The sequence below is a fragment of the Cupriavidus sp. HMR-1 genome (assembly GCF_000319775.1).
Classification (GTDB): domain Bacteria; phylum Pseudomonadota; class Gammaproteobacteria; order Burkholderiales; family Burkholderiaceae; genus Cupriavidus; species Cupriavidus metallidurans.
Genome location: NZ_ANKP01000054.1, coordinates 23291 through 44503 on the forward strand (window position 1 = coordinate 23291; position 21213 = coordinate 44503).

Genomic DNA, 21213 nt, shown 5'->3' on the forward strand with positions numbered 1-21213 from the left:
GTTCCAAGGAGCTTGAACATGAAACCACGACACCTTCTGATTTCTCTCGCCGCGGCGGCCGGGCTGGGTGTTGCCAGTGTGGCCACTGCTCATGGCGCTGAAGATATCGTCAAACCGAACTTCTCGCGAGCTATTCCGAACATTCCTGGCAAGTCTCTCGTCGCTGTGGAGGTTCTCTACCCACCCGGTGGCGCCTCGCATCCACATACCCACGCAAAGTCGGCATTCATCTATGCATACGTCTTGTCGGGCACTATTGTGAGCAAGGTGAATGACGCCCCGGAGCACACCTACAAGGCCGGGGAAGCGTTCTTCGAAGAACCAGGCTCACGCCATCCCGTGAGTCGCAATGCCAGCAAGACCGAGCCAGCCAGGCTCCTTGCTGTGTTCGTTGTCGATACCGACGACAAGGCACTGACAACCAATGACTAATGGGAGCGTGAGAATGAGAGTGGATTACACGAAAGTTGCCGCGGGTGGTGTGAAGGCATTGGGCGGCGTGTATGGGTACATCATGCAGTCCGGGCTGGAAGATATCCTCGTCGATCTGATCTACTTGCGCGTCAGCCAGATCAACGGATGTGCCTATTGCCTGGACATGCATACCCGCGATCTGATCAAGAAAGGCGTTCAGCCGGAAAAACTCGCGCTCGTGCAGGTATGGCATGAAGCCGGCGCAATGTTCAGCGCGCGCGAAAAGGCCGCACTGGCATGGGCCGAATCGGTGACTCGCGTGGCTGACACCCATGTGCCAGACGCGGATTTCAACGCTGCCGCTGCGGTGTTCGGTGAAAAGGAACTTGCCGACCTGACGATAGCAATCAGCCTGATGAACGCCTACAACCGGCTGGCCATCAGCTTTCGCCGCGCTCCGGATTCCACGCTGGCGGCCGGCACCTGATGCGGTCTGGTTTTCCCGGTTCCATCGCCCCTGACCGGCGATGCGCTACGGCAGTTTATCGCCGCTTACTGGCCGACCTATCAGTCCGTCACGAAGGCGGTGGGATTGAAGATGGAGTGATGTTTGGTGAGTCCCGGGGCATGCCTTTCCCTCGCGATTGACGAAAATGCAATCTCGTTGAAATCGGCCAGAAACTTCCGGTCTGATATGTTCAAGACGCGGTTTCGCCAGTTCCCCCAATTGGCGCCGCAACTCCCCTTACCCGCCCAGTGTTCGCTGGGCGGTCTTTTCATGCCGTCAATGCGCGCATCTTTGCGCCAGTTCATCGCATTGATGGGATATCACGATTCCCCACGAAGAAGTTTCCGTCTCTTGATTCAGAAATGCCCAGTGTGAGGTACGGGAGTGGGGCTGTGTAAGCTGATGCGATGCCGTGCGCCGTACTCTCAAAAAAAGAAAAGCCAAGCGGCATTGCGTCCACGCACAGGAACTCAGATGCAGGCGTTGCTTTCAGGAGACCTGACTTGATGAAGCGAAGCACATCCTCAAGGTCGCTGAGCCGATACGACAGGCAGGCAAAGCGCGCGCTCCTGGCCCTGAGTTGCAGGATTTCGTCTTGAAGTTCGGGATGCATGGTTGGAACTCCGGGAGGTGTCATGCAGTGACCGATGCGTGGATGGTCGACCGTTCTTCCTCATTGTGATTGCCCCGGGCAATCGCGTTGCTCGGATGTTGCCCATTCAGCGGGACGACGGCTCCGAATTTCCTCACCAGCATCGCAAGCGTCACACCGCGCGTTGATTTCGCGGTAGGAATTTCCCGCTGGATTTTGGGAAATTTCAGATGGTCGCGCGTAGTCGCGGTGGCCTATAACGAAGGCAGGGAACGGGTGGCACATCGCTGCCGGTTCAGGCAAATAGGACTACCTTCGGAGCTTGAGCATGTCAGTCAAACCAGCAGGATTCACAGATGCAAGCGTGACGCGCCGCGCGTCGGAACCCCTTCGGACACCACGCACACTTGTCGTCCTTGGGATGGTGGCCGTGCTTTGCTCGGCCCTGTTGGCGCCATCCGCGGCATATGCCGCAGCCGATCCACCGTGCATGGTGTGCGACGCAAGCGCAACCGTCATTACCTGAGTCGCGCGTCCGCGCTGCATGGGCACGTGATCAAACATCAGTCGCCCTGTGCCGATTTCGGGAAGCTTCCGAAGCTGCGCATGGAATCCTCGAAGCGATTGTCGCTCGAGTCTGCAGCGCCCGGAATGTACCGTCGTCTGCGCCCGCGACTGCCATGTGTGACTGCCAGGTGTGGATGCCAGGCGCACGGCCAGATTGGCATGTCTGGCGCGGATGACGCTTCCGGTGGACTTGCCCGCAAAATGGTCTATCAAGAAACTGTCCACGGATGGGCCGGGTCGACCCGGCATGCCGCCGCGCGGACGCCTATGCTCTTTTTTCTTGGGCCGTCGAGTACGCGAGTACCCCTGTTCGACCCCAACTCCAGGATCAGGAGTGCGCTATGGAATCCGGATCTTTCGCCACGATGTGCCGTGTATGTGCCATCGCCTTGCCGATGATCGCCGTCTGCGGCTACGCCCGTGCGCAAACGACGACGGGAACCGCTACGCCGCCCATCACTCGCGCGAGCATTCTTCGCGAGTTGCAGGCGCTGAAGTCGGTAGGCTTCGATATCAACGACGAGAACTACCCCAACTCGCTGCAGCAATCGCTGCGCAAGCTTGAGGCGATGGAGGCAATGCACCAGGCCGAAGCGGGGGCGGCAGTGCAGGGCAGTGATAAGCCTGCGTTGCCCAGCGCGCCCCAGTAGGTGCCTCAGCAGGTGCCGCAGTAGGTACCTCTTTGGCATCCCGGGCTGCAGCCCACGCCCGAGTATTCCGCGAGTGGAGTGACATCCGCCTCGCGGTGGCAGGTGTTACGCGTTGCCAGCCACGCCTTCGAGCAACGTGCGTATCGTGGCCAACGGTGCCACGAGGGCCGGCTGCAAGCCATACTCGCCGCTGAGGACACCTGCGGCATCCTGATAATCGATATGCGTGGCGCCACGGTCGTCTTCCCAGACCACCGCTCGTAACGGCAGCTCTATCGCGGCATGGGGGTTGGCCTGCATCGCCGGCGTGCCGCCCTTCGGATTGCCGAAGAGAAACAGCCGCGTCGGTCTGAGCGATGTGCCGGCCTGTTCCGCGGCGGCGCTCTGATCGATATCCGCGAACAGTGTGAGCCCGCGCGACGCAAGCGCGTCCTTGAGGCGCGCCACCGTCGTTGCGAAGTCGTGGCGGCTCGGCAGCGATTGCGTGCGCGCCGGGCGCGGTGTGTCCTGGGCTTGTGCTGTCATGATTCCTCGCTCCTCAGAACGCGACCTGCTGGCCGGGATCGGGCACGATTACCGCCGTGGTGGCCCCGGCCCCGAGCGCGGCCTTGAACTCGTCAGGCGTGCCGCGCAGCATCGGCGACGTGCCGTAGTGCATCGGAATGGCATACCTTGGCTTGATGAAATCGCGCACGGCAATCGCCGCGTCCTGCGGGCCCATCGTGTAATGCCCGCCGATCGGGATCATGACCAGATCTGGCTTGTAGCGTTCGGCGATCAGCTTCATGTCGCTGAACAGTCCGGTATCGCCCATGTGCCAGATCTTGAAGCCATTCTCCATCTCGATGATGTAGCCGACCGGCTCGCCGCCGTAGTGGCTTTCGGTCTTGTTCGTGGCCGGATTCTTCCAGACCAGTTCGGACGAATGCTCGGCATGGACGGCGGTGATCTTCGGACCGTCAGGTCCGAATGGCATGACAGTGCCGCTCTTGCCAAAGGGTTGCACCAGATCCGATGTCACCAGACCAAGGCCGACCAGTTGCGGGCCCATGCCGCCGCCATTCCAGATCGGCACGTGCTGCGTCGTGGCGATTGCCGGTGCATCCCCGAGATGGTCGCCGTGGGCGTGGGTGAGCAGGATCATGTCGACCTTGCCCAGCGCGGAGAGTTGCTTGAACGCGGGCGGCGTCTTCGGATTGCCGGTCAGCCAGGGGTCGATGACGATGACCTTGCCGCCGGGCGTGGTGATGCGCGTGGCGGCCTGGCCGAGCCAGAGCACTTCGGTCTTGCCGGCGGCATGGCTGCCGGTGGTGGCGGGCTGCGGCGCCGGGGCGGGGGCGTTCGAAATACCTGAGGCGCAGGCGGCGAGCGCAGTCGCGGCTGCGGCGGCAATGATAAGGCGGCGTCTGATCATGGTCGTCCCTGATTGGGCCCTGTTGGGCAATAAGTAGGGGAAAGGAACTGCGACGATTCGAACTGCCTGCCCCGCCTCGGGGGTATCGGGGCTGAGGCGCTGCGTGCCGGCAGTATTTGCAGTGCGGCCCCGGCTGTCAACTGGCGCCTGGTGGCGGGGCAAGGTGTTGCTGTATTTGCAGCAATTGCAACGGCGGATTTCATCCGCCCCAGATATGCGCCGCCATTAACATCTGCTCACGATCCCGTAACCCAATGTAATGGTTCCTCGCCCATGATGGAGTCGTACAAGCGAGGCCAATCGTTGGCCGTCAAGGAGTCTGAAATGCGCAAGTCGATTCGTTATACCGGTATTGCCGTCCTGAGCGCCGCCATGCTGGTCGCGGGCTCGGCTTCGGCGCATGATCGTTACTATCGTGGCGGCTACCACGGTGGCGGCGGAAGTTCGGCAGGCGCGGCGCTGGCCGTGGCGGCCGTCGCGGGATTGGCGATTGGCGCGCTGGTGGCCAGCAGCCAGCCAGTGATGGCTGCGCCGGCACCGGTCTATGCGCCGCCGCAGCCCGTGGCCTACGCAGCGCCGCAAGTACCCCCGGGCTACTGCTATCGCAGCTATGACGGCGCGTATGTGCCGTGCCGTGGCGCAGCCCCGGTCAACTACGCACCGCAGCCGTACTACGGCTACTGATCCTGCATCGGGCTGGAGCCCTTGCGTGGGCTCCAGCCCCTCACTCCGCCAAACCTCACGTCAATCGCGGGCAGGGCGACGCACCACGCGCAGCTTGCCGCTGGTGCCGCCGCCGCAGAAGAACTGCTCCTTCCCATCGGACTCGAGCCCCGACACCATCACGCCGGGTGGCATGTCGATCTGTTCCAGCACCTCACCGGTTGCCGCGTCGATACGACGCAGCGCGCCCTGATCGCCCTCACCAGCGCCGTGCCAGAGCGTGCCGTCTACCCAGCTGACCCCCGTGACGAAACGATCAGAGGTGATGGTGCGCAGGATGGCGCCGGTCTCCGGGTCAATCTGATGGATCTTGCGTTCGCGATACTCGCCGACCCACAGCGTGCCTTCGGCCCAGGCGAGCCCTGAGTCGCCACCGCCGCCGGGCGCTGGAATCGTGGCCAGCACGCGGCCCGTCACCGGGTCGATTTTCCGGATGCGGTCATCGCCGATCTGGAAGATATGCCGGCCATCGAATGCCGTGCCGGCGTGTGCCGCGATGTCGATCGTCTGCAGGGTCTTGCCGGTGGCCGGGTCGAGCGCGACCAGACTATTGCCAACTGCCATCCAGACCTGCTTGCCGTCATAGGTCACGCCATTCACTTGCTCGACGCCGGGGAAGGGGCCGAATTCGCGGAGGATTGTTGCGTTGGTTCGTTTCATGATGGTTATCCGTTGAGCGGGATTTCATGCTAATCGCCTGGCAGCGGCACGTGGAGTAACAAGGTTGTCGTGAAACCTGGCATCGGCGCGGTGATCCAGCGCTGGGCGCGGCCGCGCCCGATCGACTGGACTTTGCCGGCGGCTGCCAGTGTCTCGAGCGCTCGTTGAATCGAGCGCTGGCTGGCGCCAAGCGCTAGCGCCAGCGAGGAACTCGACCAGGCCTCGCCGTCCGCAAGGCTGGCCAGCAGCATGGCATGCGCATCCTCGACCGGCTGCGCCAGCACCGCGACTTCGGTCGCTTGGCACGGCGCCAATGCGAAGCCGCGCTTCGTTGCATGGATGCCGGCCATCGGGCTCAGCACCGCACGCAATCGGCCGATTTCCACTCGCAGTCGCGCGCGCAGCGTTTCGTCGGCATGACGGGTGCGGAAGGCGTGCGCGATCAGCGTGTCGCGCGCGACATCGTCGGGCCATGCCTCCGCCAGCGTGCGAGCCAGCGCGAACAGCACCGGGCGCGACGCCAGCGAGACCACCGTGCCAGCCTCGCTCACGGCCAGGCGGCACGCGTCGACCACGAGCGTGGGAGAAGCCAGCAGCGACGCCACCTCATCGAGCCCAATGGATCGGGTGTCACCACGGGCGATCAGGCGGGCCGCCGGCGCATCGAGTTGCGCTGCGGCACTCTGGACCTCGGCGAGTAGCGCGGGGATGCCGGCATCGCGCGCGAAGGCCTCGGCGCGGACCAATGCCATGCGGGCCTCCTGTGTGCGCAGCCGCCGCATGGCAACACCGGTGACAACCAGTTCGTGGGCTGCCCGCAGTGCCGGTGGCAAGACCGTGGGATCGATGGCGTCCAGCGCTTGCTCGGCCACGTCGAGCTGTCCGGTCAGCAACTGACGGCGAAGCTCCAGATAGCGTGCGCAGGCGGCATTGGCGTGGTCGCCATGCGCCTCCAGCGTGACGCGCGCCGCATCGAGCCATTTGGTCCGCCAGCCCAGGTCACGCGAGGCCAGTGCGACTTCCGCCTCGGCAACGATACATCGCGCCCGGGAGACCGCCTCCTTCGCGCCGAAGGCGCGTGCGGCGCTTCGTAGCAGTGCCTTGGCGCGGGCGAATTCGCCAAGCTGCGCCATGGCGATGCCGCGCAGCGCGAGTGCAGGGGGATCGTCGCGCAGGGCCACGCGATTGAGCGCGCCAAGCGGATCGCCGGCCGAAAGCGCCAACGCCGCGGCCGTGATCAGCGAGTCCATCCGAATCCCGACATATTTGTCACTCCCGCAGTGGCGATGGAGGCGCCTAATCTAGCACAGGGATACCTACTGCATTGGAGGGAGCGACGATGACCACACATTCCACCGGGACGCGCGAACAATGGCTGGCCGCGCGGCTCGATCTGCTCAAGGCGGAGAAAGAACTGACGCGCCGCAGCGACGAACTGGCGCGCCTGCGTCAGGCACTGCCATGGGTGCGCGTGGACAAGGCATACCGGTTCGATACCGAGCAGGGCAGCGCATCGCTGTCGGACCTGTTCCGGGGGCGATCGCAACTGCTGGTCTACCACTTCATGTTCGGCCCCGACTACAGGGCCGGGTGCCCATCCTGCTCGTCGATTGCCGATAGCTTCAACGGCTTTGCGATCCACCTGGCCAATCACGACGTGATGCTCTGGGCGGCTTCGCGCGCGCCGCTCGACAAGCTGCTGGCATACCAGCGCCGGATGGGCTGGACGTTCCCCTGGGCGTCATCGTCCAGCAGCGATTTCAACTTCGACTTCAATGTCTCGATGACCGAGGCGCAGCAGCGTACGGGCGATACCGAATACAACTACGAGCGCGGGCGGCGCAAGCTGGACACGGCCGAGCCGCCCGAACCGCTCAAGAAGTTCGCAGCGACCTGCGGCACGGACGCCGCCACGTTCTCGCGAGACTTGCCAGGCCTGAGCGCATTCGTGATCGAAGACGACGTCATCTATCACACCTACTCGACGTACGCGCGCGGGCTGGATGGCTTGTGGGGGATGTACCAGTGGCTCGACCGCGCGCCGAGAGGGCGCAACGAGGCGGGTCCATGGTGGAAGCGGCACGACGAGTACGCGGATCCGGCACCGGCGTGATCGTCTGGCGGCCTGATGTCATGTCACGGCATGATATTTCTTGTCTATCGCACCGGGGCCTTGTTACGAATGGTTGCAATGAACCGGGCCCTTCTCGTTTGCGGGCCCGGCCGAGCGACTGGCGACTATCCAGATCGACTAGAAGCTGAAGTCGATGCCCGATTGATTGCCCGAGGAGACATTCACCGGGGTGCTCTGCGTGGCGCCCGCCGCGGAGGTGGCCTGAATCGAGTACTTGCCTGCCACGGCGGTGATGCTCTGCAGTGTGATCGGCAGAGGGGTGCCATACGTGCCCACCAGCGGGGCCGCTGCGGGAAGTGCCAGCGAATAGGCGCCGGTGTCCAGGTTCGCGTTCGTGGAGGTGATCTCGTAGGATGCCGATCCGATCGTCTGCAAGGCTCGCAGCGACGCCTGCGCGGCCGGGGTGGTCGTGCCGGCAGCCGTGTTGGTGGCCGAGGTCGGTAGCGTGAACGGTGCCCCGGCAGTGGAGATCGTCGTGGTCTGCGTGGCCGTCACCGGCACGGAGCGAATGATGCCGGTGGCATGGCCCGTGGGTACCTGGTTATCCACGATCACCACGTCGTAGGTGCCATTGGTCGAACTCTGCACCAGCGGCGACAGCACGAATTGCCCGTTGCCGTCGGCCACCGTGCCGCGGACGACTTGTCCATTCTGTTCCGCGAAGACTTGTGCGCCGGCCTGCGCCATCGCGACGTTACCCGTGATCGAGCCGCTGACGACCATCGGGATCGCGGTGACCACCGGCTTGAGACTGTACGTGCCGTTGCCGCGCTGGACGATCGATTTGCACGCGTTGAAGTCGAGCACCAGGTCCGCCAGCGTGTTCGGCTGCACGGTGAACGGCTGGATGATCTTGAACCCGCTTTGCGTGGCGCTTGGCGTGTCCAGCGGCTGCTCGGTGGTGGTGCCGCTGACCACCACGGAGTTGGCGGGTGTGTTGCCCTGGTTGGCTGCAAGCACCAGTCGGATCTGCTGATACTGGCCGGCGGGAAGCGGGGCGCGGCCCAGGTCGGCCAGCACGCCGTTGGTCAGCGTGAGCAGGTCGATCTTCTGGGGGGAGGCCATCGTGATGTCGGTCCAGCCGGCATCATTGTCACCGGCGGAACTGCTGGTGTTCACCCGGACCTTGTTGACCGTGACGAAGACATGGTCGAAGCCGCAGGCGGGGGCATCGGTCATCGAGACCTGCAAGGTACCGTTGCCGGTAGTGCCGCTATTGCTGCCGCTGCTGCCATCTCCGCCACCGCCGCACGCGGTCAGCATCGAGACGAACGGTACGGCAATCAGTGTTGCGCGGGCGACTGCTTTCATGGCGGCTCTCCCTCGGGGCTTGTTGCCCGAATCTTAGGCTCGGCGGTAGATTGACCGAGTCCGGGGATTGCAACCATTCGTAACAGCCGCCGCGCCTCGACAAGGCTACTTCTTGTCGACCTCGCCGTACCAGTAGATACGCTTGCGCTTGCCAAGGCCGGTGGGCTTCACTTTCTGCACGCCGAGCCCCGATTTCGCATCGCCGCCACCGGTGGCGGTCTGATTGCCGCCGCCCAGCAGCACTGGCGTGACGACGGAGTTGCCGCCCGTGCTGACAGTGATCAGGCCGAACACCGACGACGGTGGGAAGCCGCCGCCGTCCAGCACGATGTAGCGGTTCGTGTTCTGGCCGATGCTGGTCAGGAAGTTGTAGGAATAGCTACGCGCGGTGCCAAGGTTCGGATAGCAAGCGCCGGCGACCGGCACGGAAGGCGTGTTGGTGCCTACGTTCGTATAGCCCGCGACGGTCAGCGGTGCGTTCACCGCCTTTTCGCCCGGGTTGATCAGTGTGATGAAGAAGCCCGACTTGCTGCCATCGTAGGTCGTGGCCGTGGCATCGAACAGGTTGCTTTCCGTGATCGGGCTCCACGACGTCGACATGCCAGTGGTGTTGGTGTCCTTCAGCATGTAGAGGCGGTTGACCACGTTGTATGCGGTGCCGGGTGCGGTGGACGCCGAGTAGAGAGGATGCTCGCGGTCGCCGGAGCCAAGCGAGATCGCATCGTATCCATTCGTCGAGACGACATCAGGCGGATAGAAGAACTTGCGAGCATTGTTCGTACCTGCGCCGCCGCCCAGGGCCGCAAGCTTCGTGACCGTCCAGGCGGTGGGCGCATTGCCGGCAGCGGTTTCGAAATCGGCGCGCCAGACATTGCCGCCTACATCGCCCACGTACACGCGCTCCACATAGCCATCGCCGTTGCGATCGAGCGGCGTGACGTCGGAAGGAATCGCGCGGGTCATGCCGGATACGGCCAGGCATGGCGTTGTGACGCCAGCACAGGACGGCTGCGCGGACCAGACGATGTTGCCCTTGTAGGCGTCCACCATGATCAGGCCGCGCCCCATCGTATTGACGCCCGGGGACGGGTCGCTATCCTCGGCAGGGTCGTAGCCCGCGCCCATGACGATGACGGGGTTCGCATTGCCGCGCACGCGCATCACCTTGGGCTGCGACCAGGTCTGGCCCATCTCGGCGAGGTCAGTGTTGCTGAGCCGCCAGACAAACTGCGGGTTGGTCGGATCGGTCACGTCGAGTGCGTAGACCAGGCTACCGCCACGTCGTGCGGTCAGGAAGATCATGACGTGCGGGTTGTTCGGATCGCGGAGATCCTGCATGACCGTCGTGCTGCCATCGAAGAAGTAGTCGCGCGGCAGCGGCGTCGGCGTGATGCCAGCCGGCGTGGTCGAGAGCTTGATTTCCGGCGTGTTCTGGTAGAGACGATTGAGCTTGCCGAAGAACTCGGGCGCGATGAAGCCCCAGATTTCGCCCCCGGCACGCGTGGCGCCAATGCCCTGGGTGCGATTGCCGTTGACGGCGTGGAAGACACCATCGTTCGTGCCGTAGTAGACCACGACACCAATGGAGCCGCCATAGTTGACCACAGCGGGGCGCGAGTGCAGCACGTCGGCGTGGATTGACGAGCGTACCGTTACCGGTGCCCCCGGTCCGAGTTCCGCTTCCGCGCCTGCCATGTTCGTTGTCGTGGTGGTCGTGGTGCCGGAACCGCTGCTGCCGTTGTTCTTGCCATTCCCGTTTCCATTTCCATTCCCGCTGGTGCCGCTGCTGCCGCTGGTGCTGGTACTGGTGCTGGCAGGGGTCATGTCCTGACCGCGCACCCAGGCAATCAGGTTGGGCACCTCGGTGGACGGGAGGGCCTGGATCACGTTCGTGTTGGTGGTATCCGTCGTGGCGTTGACGTTGAGGGCTGCTAGCCCACTCGTGCCAGTCAACCACTTGTTGTTGGCATCGAAGCTCGTCAGGGCGCTAACGCCACCCGATGCGGAACACGTGCCCACGCCATTGCATGTCAGCAGCCTGCGGGAAGTCTGATCGCCCAGCCATTGCGCGCGCATCATTTCCGCCACGCCGCCTTTTTCCACGATTTCGCCGTCTGGCGAATCGAACTGCCAGCCAGTGCCAGACGGACTGTTCTGCCAGTAGCCACCGGACGGCCAGGTCGTCATGTTGGGACCGTATCCAGCACTGGAATAGGACTGGGGTGGCTCCGCCGTCCAGAAGCTGACGGAGTTGGGCGAGATGAAGCCGGTCTGGGCGTTGCTGATGGCGCTGGCACCCTTGGCATCCTGCAGGACCAGGTTGCCGTTGGTGTCATAGCCCACCTGATACTGCTTCAGGTTCCCCATCCAGCGCGGCGCGGCGGTCGCGTCGGGGCGGAACATCCCGACGTAGACCTGGTTCAGGAACTGGCCCTGCGCATTGACCGAAGCCGGAAGACTGACCGAGGCGAACACGCTGTTGACCGCCTGCACTTCGTTGAAGATGGCCATCAGGGCGTCGGCCAGCCCGTTTGGATCCCCGAGCTTGACTTCGGAGTACTTGCCCCCGCCGTTGCTGGCCATGCTCTTGGTCAGTTGCAGGTAGTCGGGGTTGCTCCCGTCGGTCACGCCGATCGTATAGGTGACGATGTTCTGATGGTCGGTCGAGCTGGCCGACAGATTGGTCTGGTAGTTGAACCGTGCCCACTCGTCAGCCCAGTTGGCCTGGTACTTGTTGGTGGCCGATGGCAGCACGATCTGCTGCAGTTGCGCGGCGCTCGCCTTGGCCTGGTTCGTCAGGCTGTTGATGGCATTCTGTCCGGTGTCACCGGGTTTGCCGTTGTTGACCGCGTTGGCGATGTAGATGACGAAGTTGCGCTGGCATGGGTTGTCGATCGGCGACTTATAGGTGATGCCGGACAGGCCCTGCTGGCCGGCATAGTACGCCCAGGCTTCCTGCATCGCCCCGGCGACCTGCGAGTTGCCGGCGCTGTCGCCAGTTCGGTCGATTGTCTTGACGTACGTGAGGAAGTTATTGACGCCGGTGGCGTCCATCAGCGGCAGCTTGTACGGCGCCGTGGACGGGAACTTCATGATGCCGCCGAAGTTCTTGCTGTCGCCGAACATCATGATGCCGAGGTTGATGTTGCCGAGTAGCGTTTGGCTATTCAGAATCGAGTAGACGGCGTTGTACAGCGCGCACTGCTCGGCACCCGCATCGGTGTTCGCGTTATTGCTCGACACCACGCCTGACGTGGAACATGTGAAATTCGCCGAGGCATTCCAGGCTGACGCATTGTCGAGCACGATCAGGACGTTGGGCTTGCCAGCCTCCGGCTGGAGACCCGTGTACAGGTCGATGTCCTCGGCCGAGGCCGGCAGCGAGATGGCCATCGCGAGGCAGCCAGCGAGCGCGAGATGAGGGGCGGATTTGCGCATGAGCGGTTCCTGGAGCGGCGAATTGAAAGGCAGCTGCGTTGTTGATCAGGGACAGGCGGTACCGTAGGGCACTCGTACCGCGATGCCCTGATGGAGCGTTGCATTGGCGTTGGTGGAGCCTGTGTCGTTCACGGTGGCGCTGACATCCCATTGCGTGGTGTTGCAGAGCGAGTTGCCTCCGCTACCGCCGGTGGCATCGATGATGCCGGTGTTGTTGTTACCGTTGCCGACGAAGCACGCCACGTCATCTGGATTGGTGACGTCGAGTTGCGTGTTCGTGATCGTGGTGCTCGATTGGCAAACCGGCGTCGCCACTTGCGCGGTGTAGTCCGCCTTGCCATCGCCATTCACATCCACGGGGACGGTGGTGGCGACCGGCGCGGACGTGAAGTCCTGGCTGATGACCTGCTCGATGCCTTGCTGCGCCGCGCTGACCGCTTCGACGTTGTGCTGCTGGTTGGCCGTCACTTTGGTATTGACGATGCCGGTGCTCACCAGGGAGATGACCAGCAGCAGGAAGATCACGACGAAGATCATCGTGATCAGGAGCGTTGCGCCGGATTGTCGGCGTCGTGTCCGGTGCATCTTCATTCCCTGTTCCCCGCGACGTTGATCAGGCGGGCCGTCTGCGCGTAGATGTGACGCTTGTAGCTGTCGTTGAAAGGGCCAGCCGCTTGCGCGCGACCGAGGTCGTAGGTACGCGTGTCCGTCCAGCCGTTCGTCGTGCGCGAGGTACGGGCCAGCACGCCGATCCGGACGGCGGTCACGTTCTTCCAGTTGGTCAGTGGCGTGCTCCAGTCGTAAGTCGTCACTGTCGTGCACTGCGCGGCATTGTTGCTACCGGGGTCTGCCACGTAGCAGTCGGGCGCGCCGTTGTTATCCAGATCGACCCCGTAGATCAGATGCATGTCCTGGATGCCGACGGCCACCGACTGGATCTGGAATGCGCCGTTACTTAGCTCGGCCATTTTCAGCGTCGGCACGCCGTCTCCGCTGCCGCTGCACTGGTCGCATCCGGCAAGGTAATAGATGCGGACCGTCGCCTGGCGCAGCTCAGTCGGCACGGTGTTGTCACAGGTCTTGGTGCGCAAGGTGAACTGCGCGGCGCTGGCGCCGAAGACCATCTGCGACGTGTCGCTCGCGCAATAGGACGCCTGCAGATACGGTGTGCCGGTTACCGCGGCGCTGACCGGCGTGGTCGACACGCGCCGAACCACCAGGATCTCGGAGCTTGCCAGCAGATTCGACAGGCACGGCGCGACGGTGCCGGGCGCGAAGCCTTGCACGCCAAGCGGCATCGTGACAGGCGACCCCGAGAAGCCGAGCGCGCTGGGATCGGTGGCGCAGACATCAGGGCTCGAAACCTGCGCCTTGGTGGAGAGGTTGGTCGGGCCGAAGAAACCTGCAAGCTCTAGCTCGCGGGTCATCGTGTCGAGCACGTACCGGCCGTTCTCCATCTGGTCGGCGCTGTTGGCGAACTCGTTGCGCGTCGTGCTGGTATTGAGAAAGAGCGCCGAAAGTGCGGTCAGGATGATCAGGGTGAGCGTGATGGCCACCATCAGCTCGACCAGCGAGAAACCGCGTTGCCGGCCCCTCAGGCGCAGCGCGGCTGCATGATGCGCCCGCGTCATGACAGGACTCCGATGCGGACCGTTACGCTGATGGCGCGGCGGTTCGCGTCGTTGCCGAACGAGCCCGCACCGCATGGCAACGAGGAGGTCACGGTTTGCGCCAGCCCCTGCCATGCCACCGTGACGCGGTAGATCTGGTTGGTGGCATCGATCGATTCGATACAGCCAAGCGCGCCGATCATGGCGCCGACCGCCGTGCCGCTGCTGCTGCTCTCGGCGCTACCCTGCAGCGCGGTGTTCCATGCGGCGAGATCGGCCGTGGCCGTGCCCAACTGGGCATTGCTCACGCCCGTGCACACCGGTGGCGCGACGGTGGCGTTACCCATCACGGTCATGGTGCTGCCGCTGGCATAGCAGGGGGCAGCCTGACGATTGGCGTTAATGCGCGCCACCATGTCTTTCAGCAGTGTGAGTGCCTGCGCGCGCTGGTAAGACTCCATCTCGGTCTGTCCCGAGCGCGCAATCAGCCCGGCCGTGCCGAGCAGCGCGATCAGCAGGATCACGACGGAGACCAGCACCTCGATCATGGTGGCGCCACGCTGTGATGCCAGGCCGATTCCCGGGCGCTGGCGGCGCGGCCTTTGTGTGCGGTGCATGCGATTCATCATGTGCAAGTTCCGTTCACGGTGGTCACGCGCCCGGTGCCGCCCAACTGGACGCAGAGAGTCGTGGCGCTGGTCGCATTGGTGGATGGCGCTACCTGGAATGTCTGGGTGCCAGCAATGGGGCGGCCATCATTGCCGATGGCCAGCGAGCTTCCGCTGCTTGCGGTAATGGTGATGCCGTCGTACGGGCCATAGCCGCGAATCCGGGCGGTGCCGGCCGCCACGGCCCAGCCACCGGTCCATGACCCGCCGGTGCCGGATGCCGTCATCGTCGTGGTGGCACTGCGATTGACGGCTTCGCTGCGCGTCAGGGTCAAGGCGGAGGCCAGGTCGGCAGCGGCGTTACGGGTGCGTTGGGACGAGATCAACTGGCTCATGGACGGCGCGGCCATGGAGACGACGATCACCAGCACGATGACGGTGACCATCAGCTCGATCAACGTGAAGCCGGCCGCGCGCTGCGTCGCCGGCAAGGTTGGCGAGAGGTTCGGCATGGCCTATTTCCAGCAGGAGGTGGGTGCCACGCCGGCGGCCGTCTTGTCGCCGGTATTGTTCAGCGTCAGCACGCCGCAGTCGGTGTCCAGGGCAAGCTGGGTATTGATGGGGGTAGCGGTGAAAACGTAGGCCGGAGGCGCGGCCGTCACGGTGAGAGTGACCTGATAGTTGGGCGCGATCGAACCAGGCAAGGCAGCGAGACCAAGCGCGGAAAGGGTCGTGGCGTAGGCGCGATTGTCGACCAGGTAGCGTTCCTGCAGGCTCGCGGCCTCGAGGACGAATGCCTCGGCCGCGGCGCGGTTGCCCCTGACGACGTAACGTTGGTAGCTGGGAAACGCGATGGCGGCGAGGATGCCGATAATGGCGACCGTGATCATGACTTCGATCAGCGTGAAGCCACGCGACGACCCGCGCGTGCGCGCGTCCTCCCCAGTGAACCCGATATCCCGAAACAGTCCGCGCGTACGCACGTGACCATGTTGCACCGTGGGGCAGGGTTGTCCCATGTGTGCTCCTTTTTCTATATATGTTCGGCTGACCCGGTGCCGATAAATTTCTGTCGGCGAGTGTATGACTCGTCATGGGAAGGGTCAACCGTTTCTAGGATTCTTCCTATGTCTGTGGTGGAAACACCATCGACAGCAAGGACCTTGGTCGCGCGAAGAACCAAGCCAGTCTTAAGCCAGCGTTAAGACAAGCACTGCGAGTCGATCGACCCGTATCTCTGCTAACCTGGTTGAGTTAAAAACGCACCGCCTTCCACCGATGTGGATGCAAGCCGCATCGGCTACAATCCACCGTCATGACACGTGCGACCGCGAGCATCCCGCTCCGGGGCGCGCTGCTGCTGATCATCGTATTGGCGCAGTTGCTGACCCCGCTCCTGCACGGCCATATCGGTACTCCCAACCAGACTGGCCTGCACGTGCATACGTCGCCGTCCAGATCAGTCGATTCTCATTCGCGTTTCGAGGATTTGAGCAGGCATGGCGACCACCATCACCACGCCTTTGGCTCTCATCGCGAGCCCTTCGAGGTCGATGTCGAAACCGCCATCGGGCCGCTTTCCTTTTCCCTGTTGCTCCAGGCCGCTGCCGTGCTTGGCGCGTCTGTTCTGACGTTTGTCCTGCTGGCCGCGCTCGCGGTCTACGTCACGCCGCGCCGTGCCTGGCGGCCAGCATCACCGCGTGGCCGATGGTCCAGTCGTGTTGGATGGCCACCACCAGCCCAAGCTCCCCCCATCTTCTCCTGATGTCACCGGCCGGCAGTCCGCCGGCATGTTCGCGCGCGCCCTGATTCGAGAGCGGGCCCGCGCGGGTTTCGCATTCTGGAGTCATGTATGGTCTTTTCCCGGTTCCCCAGGATCGGCGCGGCTATCGCGTCGGCCGTGTTTCTTGTCGGGCAGTCGTTTGCCCAGTCCACCAACCCGCCGGCGATGCAGCCGGTGCCACTGTCCGCCGACCAGGCGCGGGCGCTGGGCGTGCGGTTCAGTCCTGTCCAGGCGTCGGCAAACCTGGAGGTTGGCACGCACGCGCGGGTCGTTTTCCGGCCCGACGCCCAGTACGTCGTGGCAGCGCCCTACGCGGGGATCGTGCCGCGCGTGATCGTGGCGGTCGGTCAGACCGTGCGGCGTGGGGAGGCTCTGGCGACGTTCGCCAGTCCGCAGCTTTTCGAAGCCAGCCGCGCGCTGACGGAAGCCAACTCGCAGGTCAACCTCGCCCAGAAATCGCTGGCCCGTGACAAGCTGCTGTTCGACGACGGCATCATCGCGAACAGCCGTCTGCAGGCCACCGAGGCCCGCGCGACCGAGGCGGCGGCGATGGTCAAGGCACGGCGTGCCGAGCTGGCCTCGGCGGGCATCGCTTTCACGGGCGCGGGCGGCGAGGCGCAACTGGTAGCCAATCGTTCCGGCGTGGTGTCCGAGGTCAATGCTGTTCCTGGCGCGCGCGTGGACGCCGCCGCGCCGCTGTTCCGGATCGTCGATCCCGACGCGGTGGAACTGGACCTGCTGGTTGGCCGCGACATTCCCGTGCCGTCGCTGGGCGATACCGTGGACATCAAGCCGCGCGGCGCCAGCGGCAAGGTGATCGGTATTGCGCCGACAGGCGATGGCACCGCCGGCGTGCGCGTGCGGGCGTCGCTGGAGCGGCGCGGCAACCTTCGCGCGGGCGAGAACATCAACGTCACGCTGGTGCTGCGCGGCGCCACGGATGGGTCCGGCGCGCCCGGCCGCGTGCGGATTCCGGCCGCTGCGCTGGTGTACTGGCAGGGGGTGCCCGGCGTATTCCTGGCCACTGACAAGGGCTTCACGTTCCACCGCGTCGAGATCGACAGCACCGACGACGCCACCGCCGTCGTCCGGACCAGGCTGCCTGCCGGCGCTCGCGTGGCGGTCACCGGCATTGGGGCGCTCAAGGGCATCCTGACGGGAGACCAGTGATGGTAGGCCGTCTGATTGATTTTTCCCTGCGGCAGCGCCCGCTGGTGCTGATCGCCGCCTGCGTGCTGGCGGCGGCCGGGGCGTGGGCCTATCTGAATCTGCCAATTGACGCGTTTCCTGATATCTCGCCCACGCAGGTCAAGGTGGTGCTGAAGGTGCCGGGCATGACGCCCGAGGAGGTAGAGCAGCGCGTCTCCACGCCGATCGAGCAGGAGTTGTTGGGCATTCCGCACAAGACGATCGTCCGCTCGGTGTCGAAGTACGGCATCAGCGATGTCACGGTCGACTTCGAGGAAGGGGTGGACGTCTACTGGGCACGCCAGCAGGTGTCGGAGCGCATGGCAGGTATCGCGCGCGATTTGCCGTCATCGGCAGTCGGGGGGCTCGCGCCCGTGACCACGCCGCTGGGCGAGATGTTCATGTTCACCGTCGATGGCGATGGCTACAGCCTGGCAGACCGGCGGCGCGTGCTCGACTGGGTGATCCGCCCCGCGCTGCGTACTGTGCCGGGCGTGGCCGATGTCAACTCGCTCGGCGGCGAGGTCCGCAGCTACGAAGTGATTCCCGATCCCGCGCGGCTGCGCGCCCGGGGCGTGACGCTGCAACAGCTGCGCGACGCGCTCGACACCAATAACCGCAACGACGGCGCGGGCCGGCTGGAGCAGGGCGACGAGCACTGGGTCGTGCGGGTGGAAGGCGGGGTGCGTGGTGTCGACGATCTGCGCACGATCGTGGTCGAGTCCGGGCAGGGCATGGCGGATGCTGCGGCGGTGACCGTCGGAGATGTCGCCACGGTCAAGCTCGGTGAAGCCACGCGTAACGGCGCGGTGACGCAGGACGGGCGCGGCGAAGTGGTCGAGGGCCTCGTGCTCGGCCTGCGCGGTACCGATGCCCGCAAGCTGGTGGATGCCGTGCAGGCGCGACTCGATGCGCTGGCGCCCGACTTGCCCAAGGGCATGACGACCCACGTGTTCTACAACCGTGGCGAGCTGGTATCGCGTGCGGCCAACACTGTGGTGCGCGCGTTGATCGAAGCCAGCGTGCTGGTGGTGCTGCTGCTGTACCTGTTTCTCGGAGGCGTGCGCGCTGCGCTGGTGGTGGCGGCCACGCTGCCACTGTCGATCCTGGCGACCTTCCTGCTGATGCGCTACGTCGGGCTCACCGCCAACCTGATGAGCCTGGGTGGCCTGGCCATCGCGCTGGGCATGCTGGTGGACGCTGCCGTGGTGGTGGTGGAGAACATCGAGACGGCGCTGGCTCGCGAGGAGAAGCATGGAGCGCGTAGTGATCTGCGCGGCGCCGCTATCCGGCACGCCGTGACATCGGTGGCGACGCCGATGCTGGCCGGGGTGTCGATCATCGCCATCGTGTTCCTGCCATTGCTGTCGCTGCAGGGGCTGGAAGGCAAGCTGTTCTCGCCGGTGGCGCTGACCATCGTGCTGGCGCTGGCGTCGTCGATCGTGATTGCCTTCACGGTGGTGCCGGCGCTGGCGTCGCTGGTGCTGAAGGCCCACGCGGACGAGATGCCGTGGATGATGCGCAAGGTGGCTGCGGGGTTTGCGCGGCTGCAGCAGTGGTGTTTTGCGCATCGCCGCGCCGTATTTGGGGTGGCCGGCGCGGCGTTGTTGCTGGCGGTCGGGCTGTATGTGTCCGTTGGCAAGACGTTTATGCCGAGCATGGATGAGGGCGACCTGATCGTGCAGTTGCAGAAGGCGCCATCCGTATCGCTGGCGGCATCGCTCGAGCTGGATCAGCGTGTCCAGCGGGCGCTGCTCAAGGAAGTGCCTGAAATCCGCTCGGTGGTGGCGCGTACCGGGTCGGACGACCTGGGGCTGGACCCGATGGGGCTGAACGAGACCGATACCTTCCTGGTGCTCAAGCCGAAGGACGAGTGGCGCGGCACCAAGGACGATATCGCGGAATCGATCCGCAAGGTGATGGAGCGCTTCCCGGGCGTGGTCTACGGTTTCACGCAGCCAATCGAGATGCGCGTCTCCGAGATGCTGACCGGCACGCGGGGCGATGTGGCCATCAAGATCTTCGGCAACGACCTTGCATCCATCGACAACGCCGCCACCGCCATCGCCGCAACGGTACGCAAGATCAACGGCGTGGCCGAGGTGATCGCACCGAGCAACAGCGGCGTGCAATACATGAACGTAGTGATCGACCGGGCCGCGGCCGGGCAGGCGGGATTCAGCGGCGACGCATTGCAGGCGCAACTGCGTGCGTTGGTGGAAGGCGACCGCATCGGCGTGGTGCCGGAAGGCATCGTCCGCACGCCCCTGATCCTGCGCGGCGGGCCGGGGCTGCGGCAGGTGCCGGATGCTTTCACGGGTCTGCTGGTGACGGCGCCCGATGGCAAGGTATGGCCACTGACGTCGCTCGCGCGTATCGACCGCATCGACGGACCGGTCCGCATCAACCATGAGGACGGGGCGCGCTTTGCCGTGGTCCAGGTCAACGTGAGTGGGCGCGATCTGGCTGGCTTCGTGCAGGAAGCGCAAACCGCGGTGAATCAGCTTGCGTCGCTCAAGGGTCTGCGCATCGTATGGGGTGGCCAGTTCGAGAACCAGCAACGCGCGGCGGCCCGTCTCGCGCTGGTGGTGCCGCTGGCGCTGGGCGCGATCTTCCTGCTGCTGATGCTGACGTTCCGGTCGGTGCGTCAGGCGGTGCTGATCATCGCCAATATTCCGTTCGCGCTGGTCGGTGGCATTGCCGCATTGCGGATCTCGGGCGAGTACCTGTCCGTGCCGGCGTCGGTGGGCTTTATCGCGCTGCTCGGCATCGCGGTGCTCAACGGCGTGGTGCTGGTGTCGCACTTCAATGCGTTGCTGGACGAAGGGCACGATATGGCCACCACCGTGCGCGTCGGCGTGCGCGATCGCTTGCGGCCCGTGTTGATGACCGCGTGCATTGCGGCACTCGGCATGATTCCGCTGCTGCTGGCCTCCGGCCCGGGTTCTGAAATCCAGCGGCCGCTGGCGATTGTCGTGTCCGGCGGACTGGTGACATCCACCGCGCTGACGCTGCTCCTGCTGCCGCTGTTGTTCGAACGTTTCGGCGTGCCTGGCCTTCGTCCGTCTGCCAAGGGAGAGATGCAATGAAGCCGGCAATGCGAAACATCACGTTGGCGATGATAGGAGCCGCGTTGCTCTCGAATGGTGCCGTCTTCGCGCAGGACGCGCAGTCGTACCTGCCTGCCGAGGCGGCAGTGCGCGAGGCCGTTGCGCGAGCGCCTGACGTGCTCACGGCTGAAGCGCGGCGGGATGCCACGACGGCACGCGCCGCAGGCACGCGCGCGGGCACGGCGGAAACGGTTGTCCGGGTGATCGGCCAGGGCCGGCAGGTACGCGAGCCCTCAGAGCGCTATCCCGAAGGCCAGATTGCAATCGAGCGTCCGCTGCGTCTCTGGGGCAAGGCGGAGGCCGACGGCGCCCTGGCCGATCTCGCGACCGAGGCCGGCAACCTCTCGGTCAAGGACGCCAAGCACGAAACATCGCGTCAGATCCTGAGCCTCTGGATCGCCGCAATTCGGGCTGGGCAGGCCCGCGTGGCCGCCGAGGACAATGCGCGCGCGGCGGCGGACCTCGCAGCCATGACGACGCGGCGCGTGCAGGTGGGTGACGCC

Annotated in this window: 21 protein-coding genes; 8 read left to right on the top strand and 13 right to left on the bottom strand. The window is 64.6% G+C overall.

All coding sequences use genetic code 11. From position 1 onward, the window contains the following. Positions 1-18: 18 nt before the first annotated feature. The gene (locus D769_RS08430; protein WP_008643988.1) at positions 19-432 is read left to right on the top strand and encodes a cupin domain-containing protein; all 414 of its coding nucleotides are present in this window, start codon (positions 19-21) and stop codon (positions 430-432) included. 7 nt (positions 433-439) lie between these two features. Beyond that, entirely contained in the window at positions 440-901 is a 462-nt protein-coding gene (locus D769_RS08435; protein WP_206536993.1) for a carboxymuconolactone decarboxylase family protein, read from the top strand. Positions 902-1223: 322 nt separating this feature from the next. Here the strand turns inward: D769_RS08435 and D769_RS08445 are convergent, their stop codons facing one another. Then, complete coding sequence (locus tag D769_RS08445) at positions 1224-1535, bottom strand: hypothetical protein (RefSeq protein ID WP_008643993.1); 312 nt, start codon at positions 1533-1535, stop codon at positions 1224-1226. Between the two features lie 887 nt (positions 1536-2422). Between D769_RS08445 and D769_RS08450 the strand changes: the two genes are divergently transcribed. Further along, positions 2423-2731, top strand: coding sequence for a DUF4148 domain-containing protein (locus D769_RS08450; protein ID WP_008643995.1), 309 nt, complete (start codon positions 2423-2425; stop codon positions 2729-2731). Positions 2732-2836: 105 nt separating this feature from the next. Here the strand turns inward: D769_RS08450 and D769_RS08455 are convergent, their stop codons facing one another. Together D769_RS08455 and D769_RS08460 are read right to left on the bottom strand one after the other, a co-directional pair. Next, a complete protein-coding gene (locus D769_RS08455; protein ID WP_008643997.1) occupies positions 2837-3256 on the bottom strand; it encodes a DUF302 domain-containing protein in 420 nt (139 codons plus the stop codon). A 13-nt stretch (positions 3257-3269) separates the two neighbouring features. Continuing rightward, complete coding sequence (locus D769_RS08460) at positions 3270-4145, bottom strand: metal-dependent hydrolase (RefSeq protein WP_008643999.1); 876 nt, start codon at positions 4143-4145, stop codon at positions 3270-3272. Positions 4146-4469: 324 nt separating this feature from the next. Here D769_RS08460 and D769_RS08465 point away from each other — a divergent pair, with 324 nt between their 5' ends. Continuing rightward, positions 4470-4829: a hypothetical protein gene (locus D769_RS08465; RefSeq protein ID WP_029310240.1), complete on the top strand. Its 360-nt coding sequence runs from the start codon at positions 4470-4472 to the stop codon at positions 4827-4829. Between the two features lie 60 nt (positions 4830-4889). Here the strand turns inward: D769_RS08465 and D769_RS08470 are convergent, their stop codons facing one another. Together D769_RS08470 and D769_RS08475 are read right to left on the bottom strand one after the other, a co-directional pair. Next, positions 4890-5528: a PQQ-binding-like beta-propeller repeat protein gene (locus D769_RS08470; protein WP_008644003.1), complete on the bottom strand. Its 639-nt coding sequence runs from the start codon at positions 5526-5528 to the stop codon at positions 4890-4892. A 29-nt stretch (positions 5529-5557) separates the two neighbouring features. Continuing rightward, positions 5558-6778 (bottom strand): hypothetical protein, encoded by a 1221-nt coding sequence (locus D769_RS08475; protein ID WP_008644004.1) that lies wholly within the window; start codon positions 6776-6778, stop codon positions 5558-5560. Between the two features lie 89 nt (positions 6779-6867). On the opposite strand from D769_RS08475, the gene D769_RS08480 reads away from it, so the two are divergent. Then, positions 6868-7641: a DUF899 domain-containing protein gene (locus tag D769_RS08480; protein ID WP_008644007.1), complete on the top strand. Its 774-nt coding sequence runs from the start codon at positions 6868-6870 to the stop codon at positions 7639-7641. A gap of 138 nt (positions 7642-7779) precedes the next feature. Here D769_RS08480 and D769_RS08485 read toward each other — a convergent pair whose 3' ends face one another. From D769_RS08485 to D769_RS32280, 8 genes are all read right to left on the bottom strand, one after another. Further along, the gene (locus D769_RS08485; protein ID WP_008644009.1) at positions 7780-8973 is read right to left on the bottom strand and encodes a DUF4382 domain-containing protein; all 1194 of its coding nucleotides are present in this window, start codon (positions 8971-8973) and stop codon (positions 7780-7782) included. A 105-nt stretch (positions 8974-9078) separates the two neighbouring features. Then, positions 9079-12411 (bottom strand): PilC/PilY family type IV pilus protein, encoded by a 3333-nt coding sequence (locus D769_RS08490; protein ID WP_008644010.1) that lies wholly within the window; start codon positions 12409-12411, stop codon positions 9079-9081. A gap of 45 nt (positions 12412-12456) precedes the next feature. Then, positions 12457-13002, bottom strand: coding sequence for a pilus assembly PilX N-terminal domain-containing protein (locus tag D769_RS08495; protein ID WP_008644012.1), 546 nt, complete (start codon positions 13000-13002; stop codon positions 12457-12459). After that, positions 12999-14042, bottom strand: coding sequence for a PilW family protein (locus D769_RS08500; protein ID WP_008644014.1), 1044 nt, complete (start codon positions 14040-14042; stop codon positions 12999-13001). The genes D769_RS08495 and D769_RS08500 overlap by 4 nt, the downstream gene beginning before the upstream one ends. Beyond that, positions 14039-14638: a type IV pilus modification protein PilV gene (gene pilV, locus D769_RS08505; protein ID WP_085959062.1), complete on the bottom strand. Its 600-nt coding sequence runs from the start codon at positions 14636-14638 to the stop codon at positions 14039-14041. Before pilV ends, D769_RS08500 begins: the two co-directional genes overlap by 4 nt. Before the next feature lie 8 nt (positions 14639-14646). Further along, a complete protein-coding gene (locus D769_RS08510) occupies positions 14647-15141 on the bottom strand; it encodes a GspH/FimT family pseudopilin (RefSeq protein WP_008644016.1) in 495 nt (164 codons plus the stop codon). A 3-nt stretch (positions 15142-15144) separates the two neighbouring features. Further along, entirely contained in the window at positions 15145-15648 is a 504-nt protein-coding gene (locus D769_RS08515; protein ID WP_008644018.1) for a type IV pilin protein, read from the bottom strand. A 645-nt stretch (positions 15649-16293) separates the two neighbouring features. Further along, complete coding sequence (locus D769_RS32280; protein WP_040010949.1) at positions 16294-16479, bottom strand: hypothetical protein; 186 nt, start codon at positions 16477-16479, stop codon at positions 16294-16296. A gap of 2 nt (positions 16480-16481) precedes the next feature. Between D769_RS32280 and D769_RS08525 the strand changes: the two genes are divergently transcribed. The 3 genes from D769_RS08525 to D769_RS08535 all read left to right on the top strand — a co-directional run. Continuing rightward, a complete protein-coding gene (locus D769_RS08525; RefSeq protein WP_008644021.1) occupies positions 16482-17582 on the top strand; it encodes an efflux RND transporter periplasmic adaptor subunit in 1101 nt (366 codons plus the stop codon). Continuing rightward, positions 17582-20689: a CusA/CzcA family heavy metal efflux RND transporter gene (locus D769_RS08530; protein WP_008644024.1), complete on the top strand. Its 3108-nt coding sequence runs from the start codon at positions 17582-17584 to the stop codon at positions 20687-20689. The genes D769_RS08525 and D769_RS08530 overlap by 1 nt, the downstream gene beginning before the upstream one ends. Then, on the top strand, positions 20686-21213 hold a 528-nt coding region (locus tag D769_RS08535), incomplete at its 3' end, for a TolC family protein (protein ID WP_008644026.1). The genes D769_RS08530 and D769_RS08535, both read left to right, overlap by 4 nt.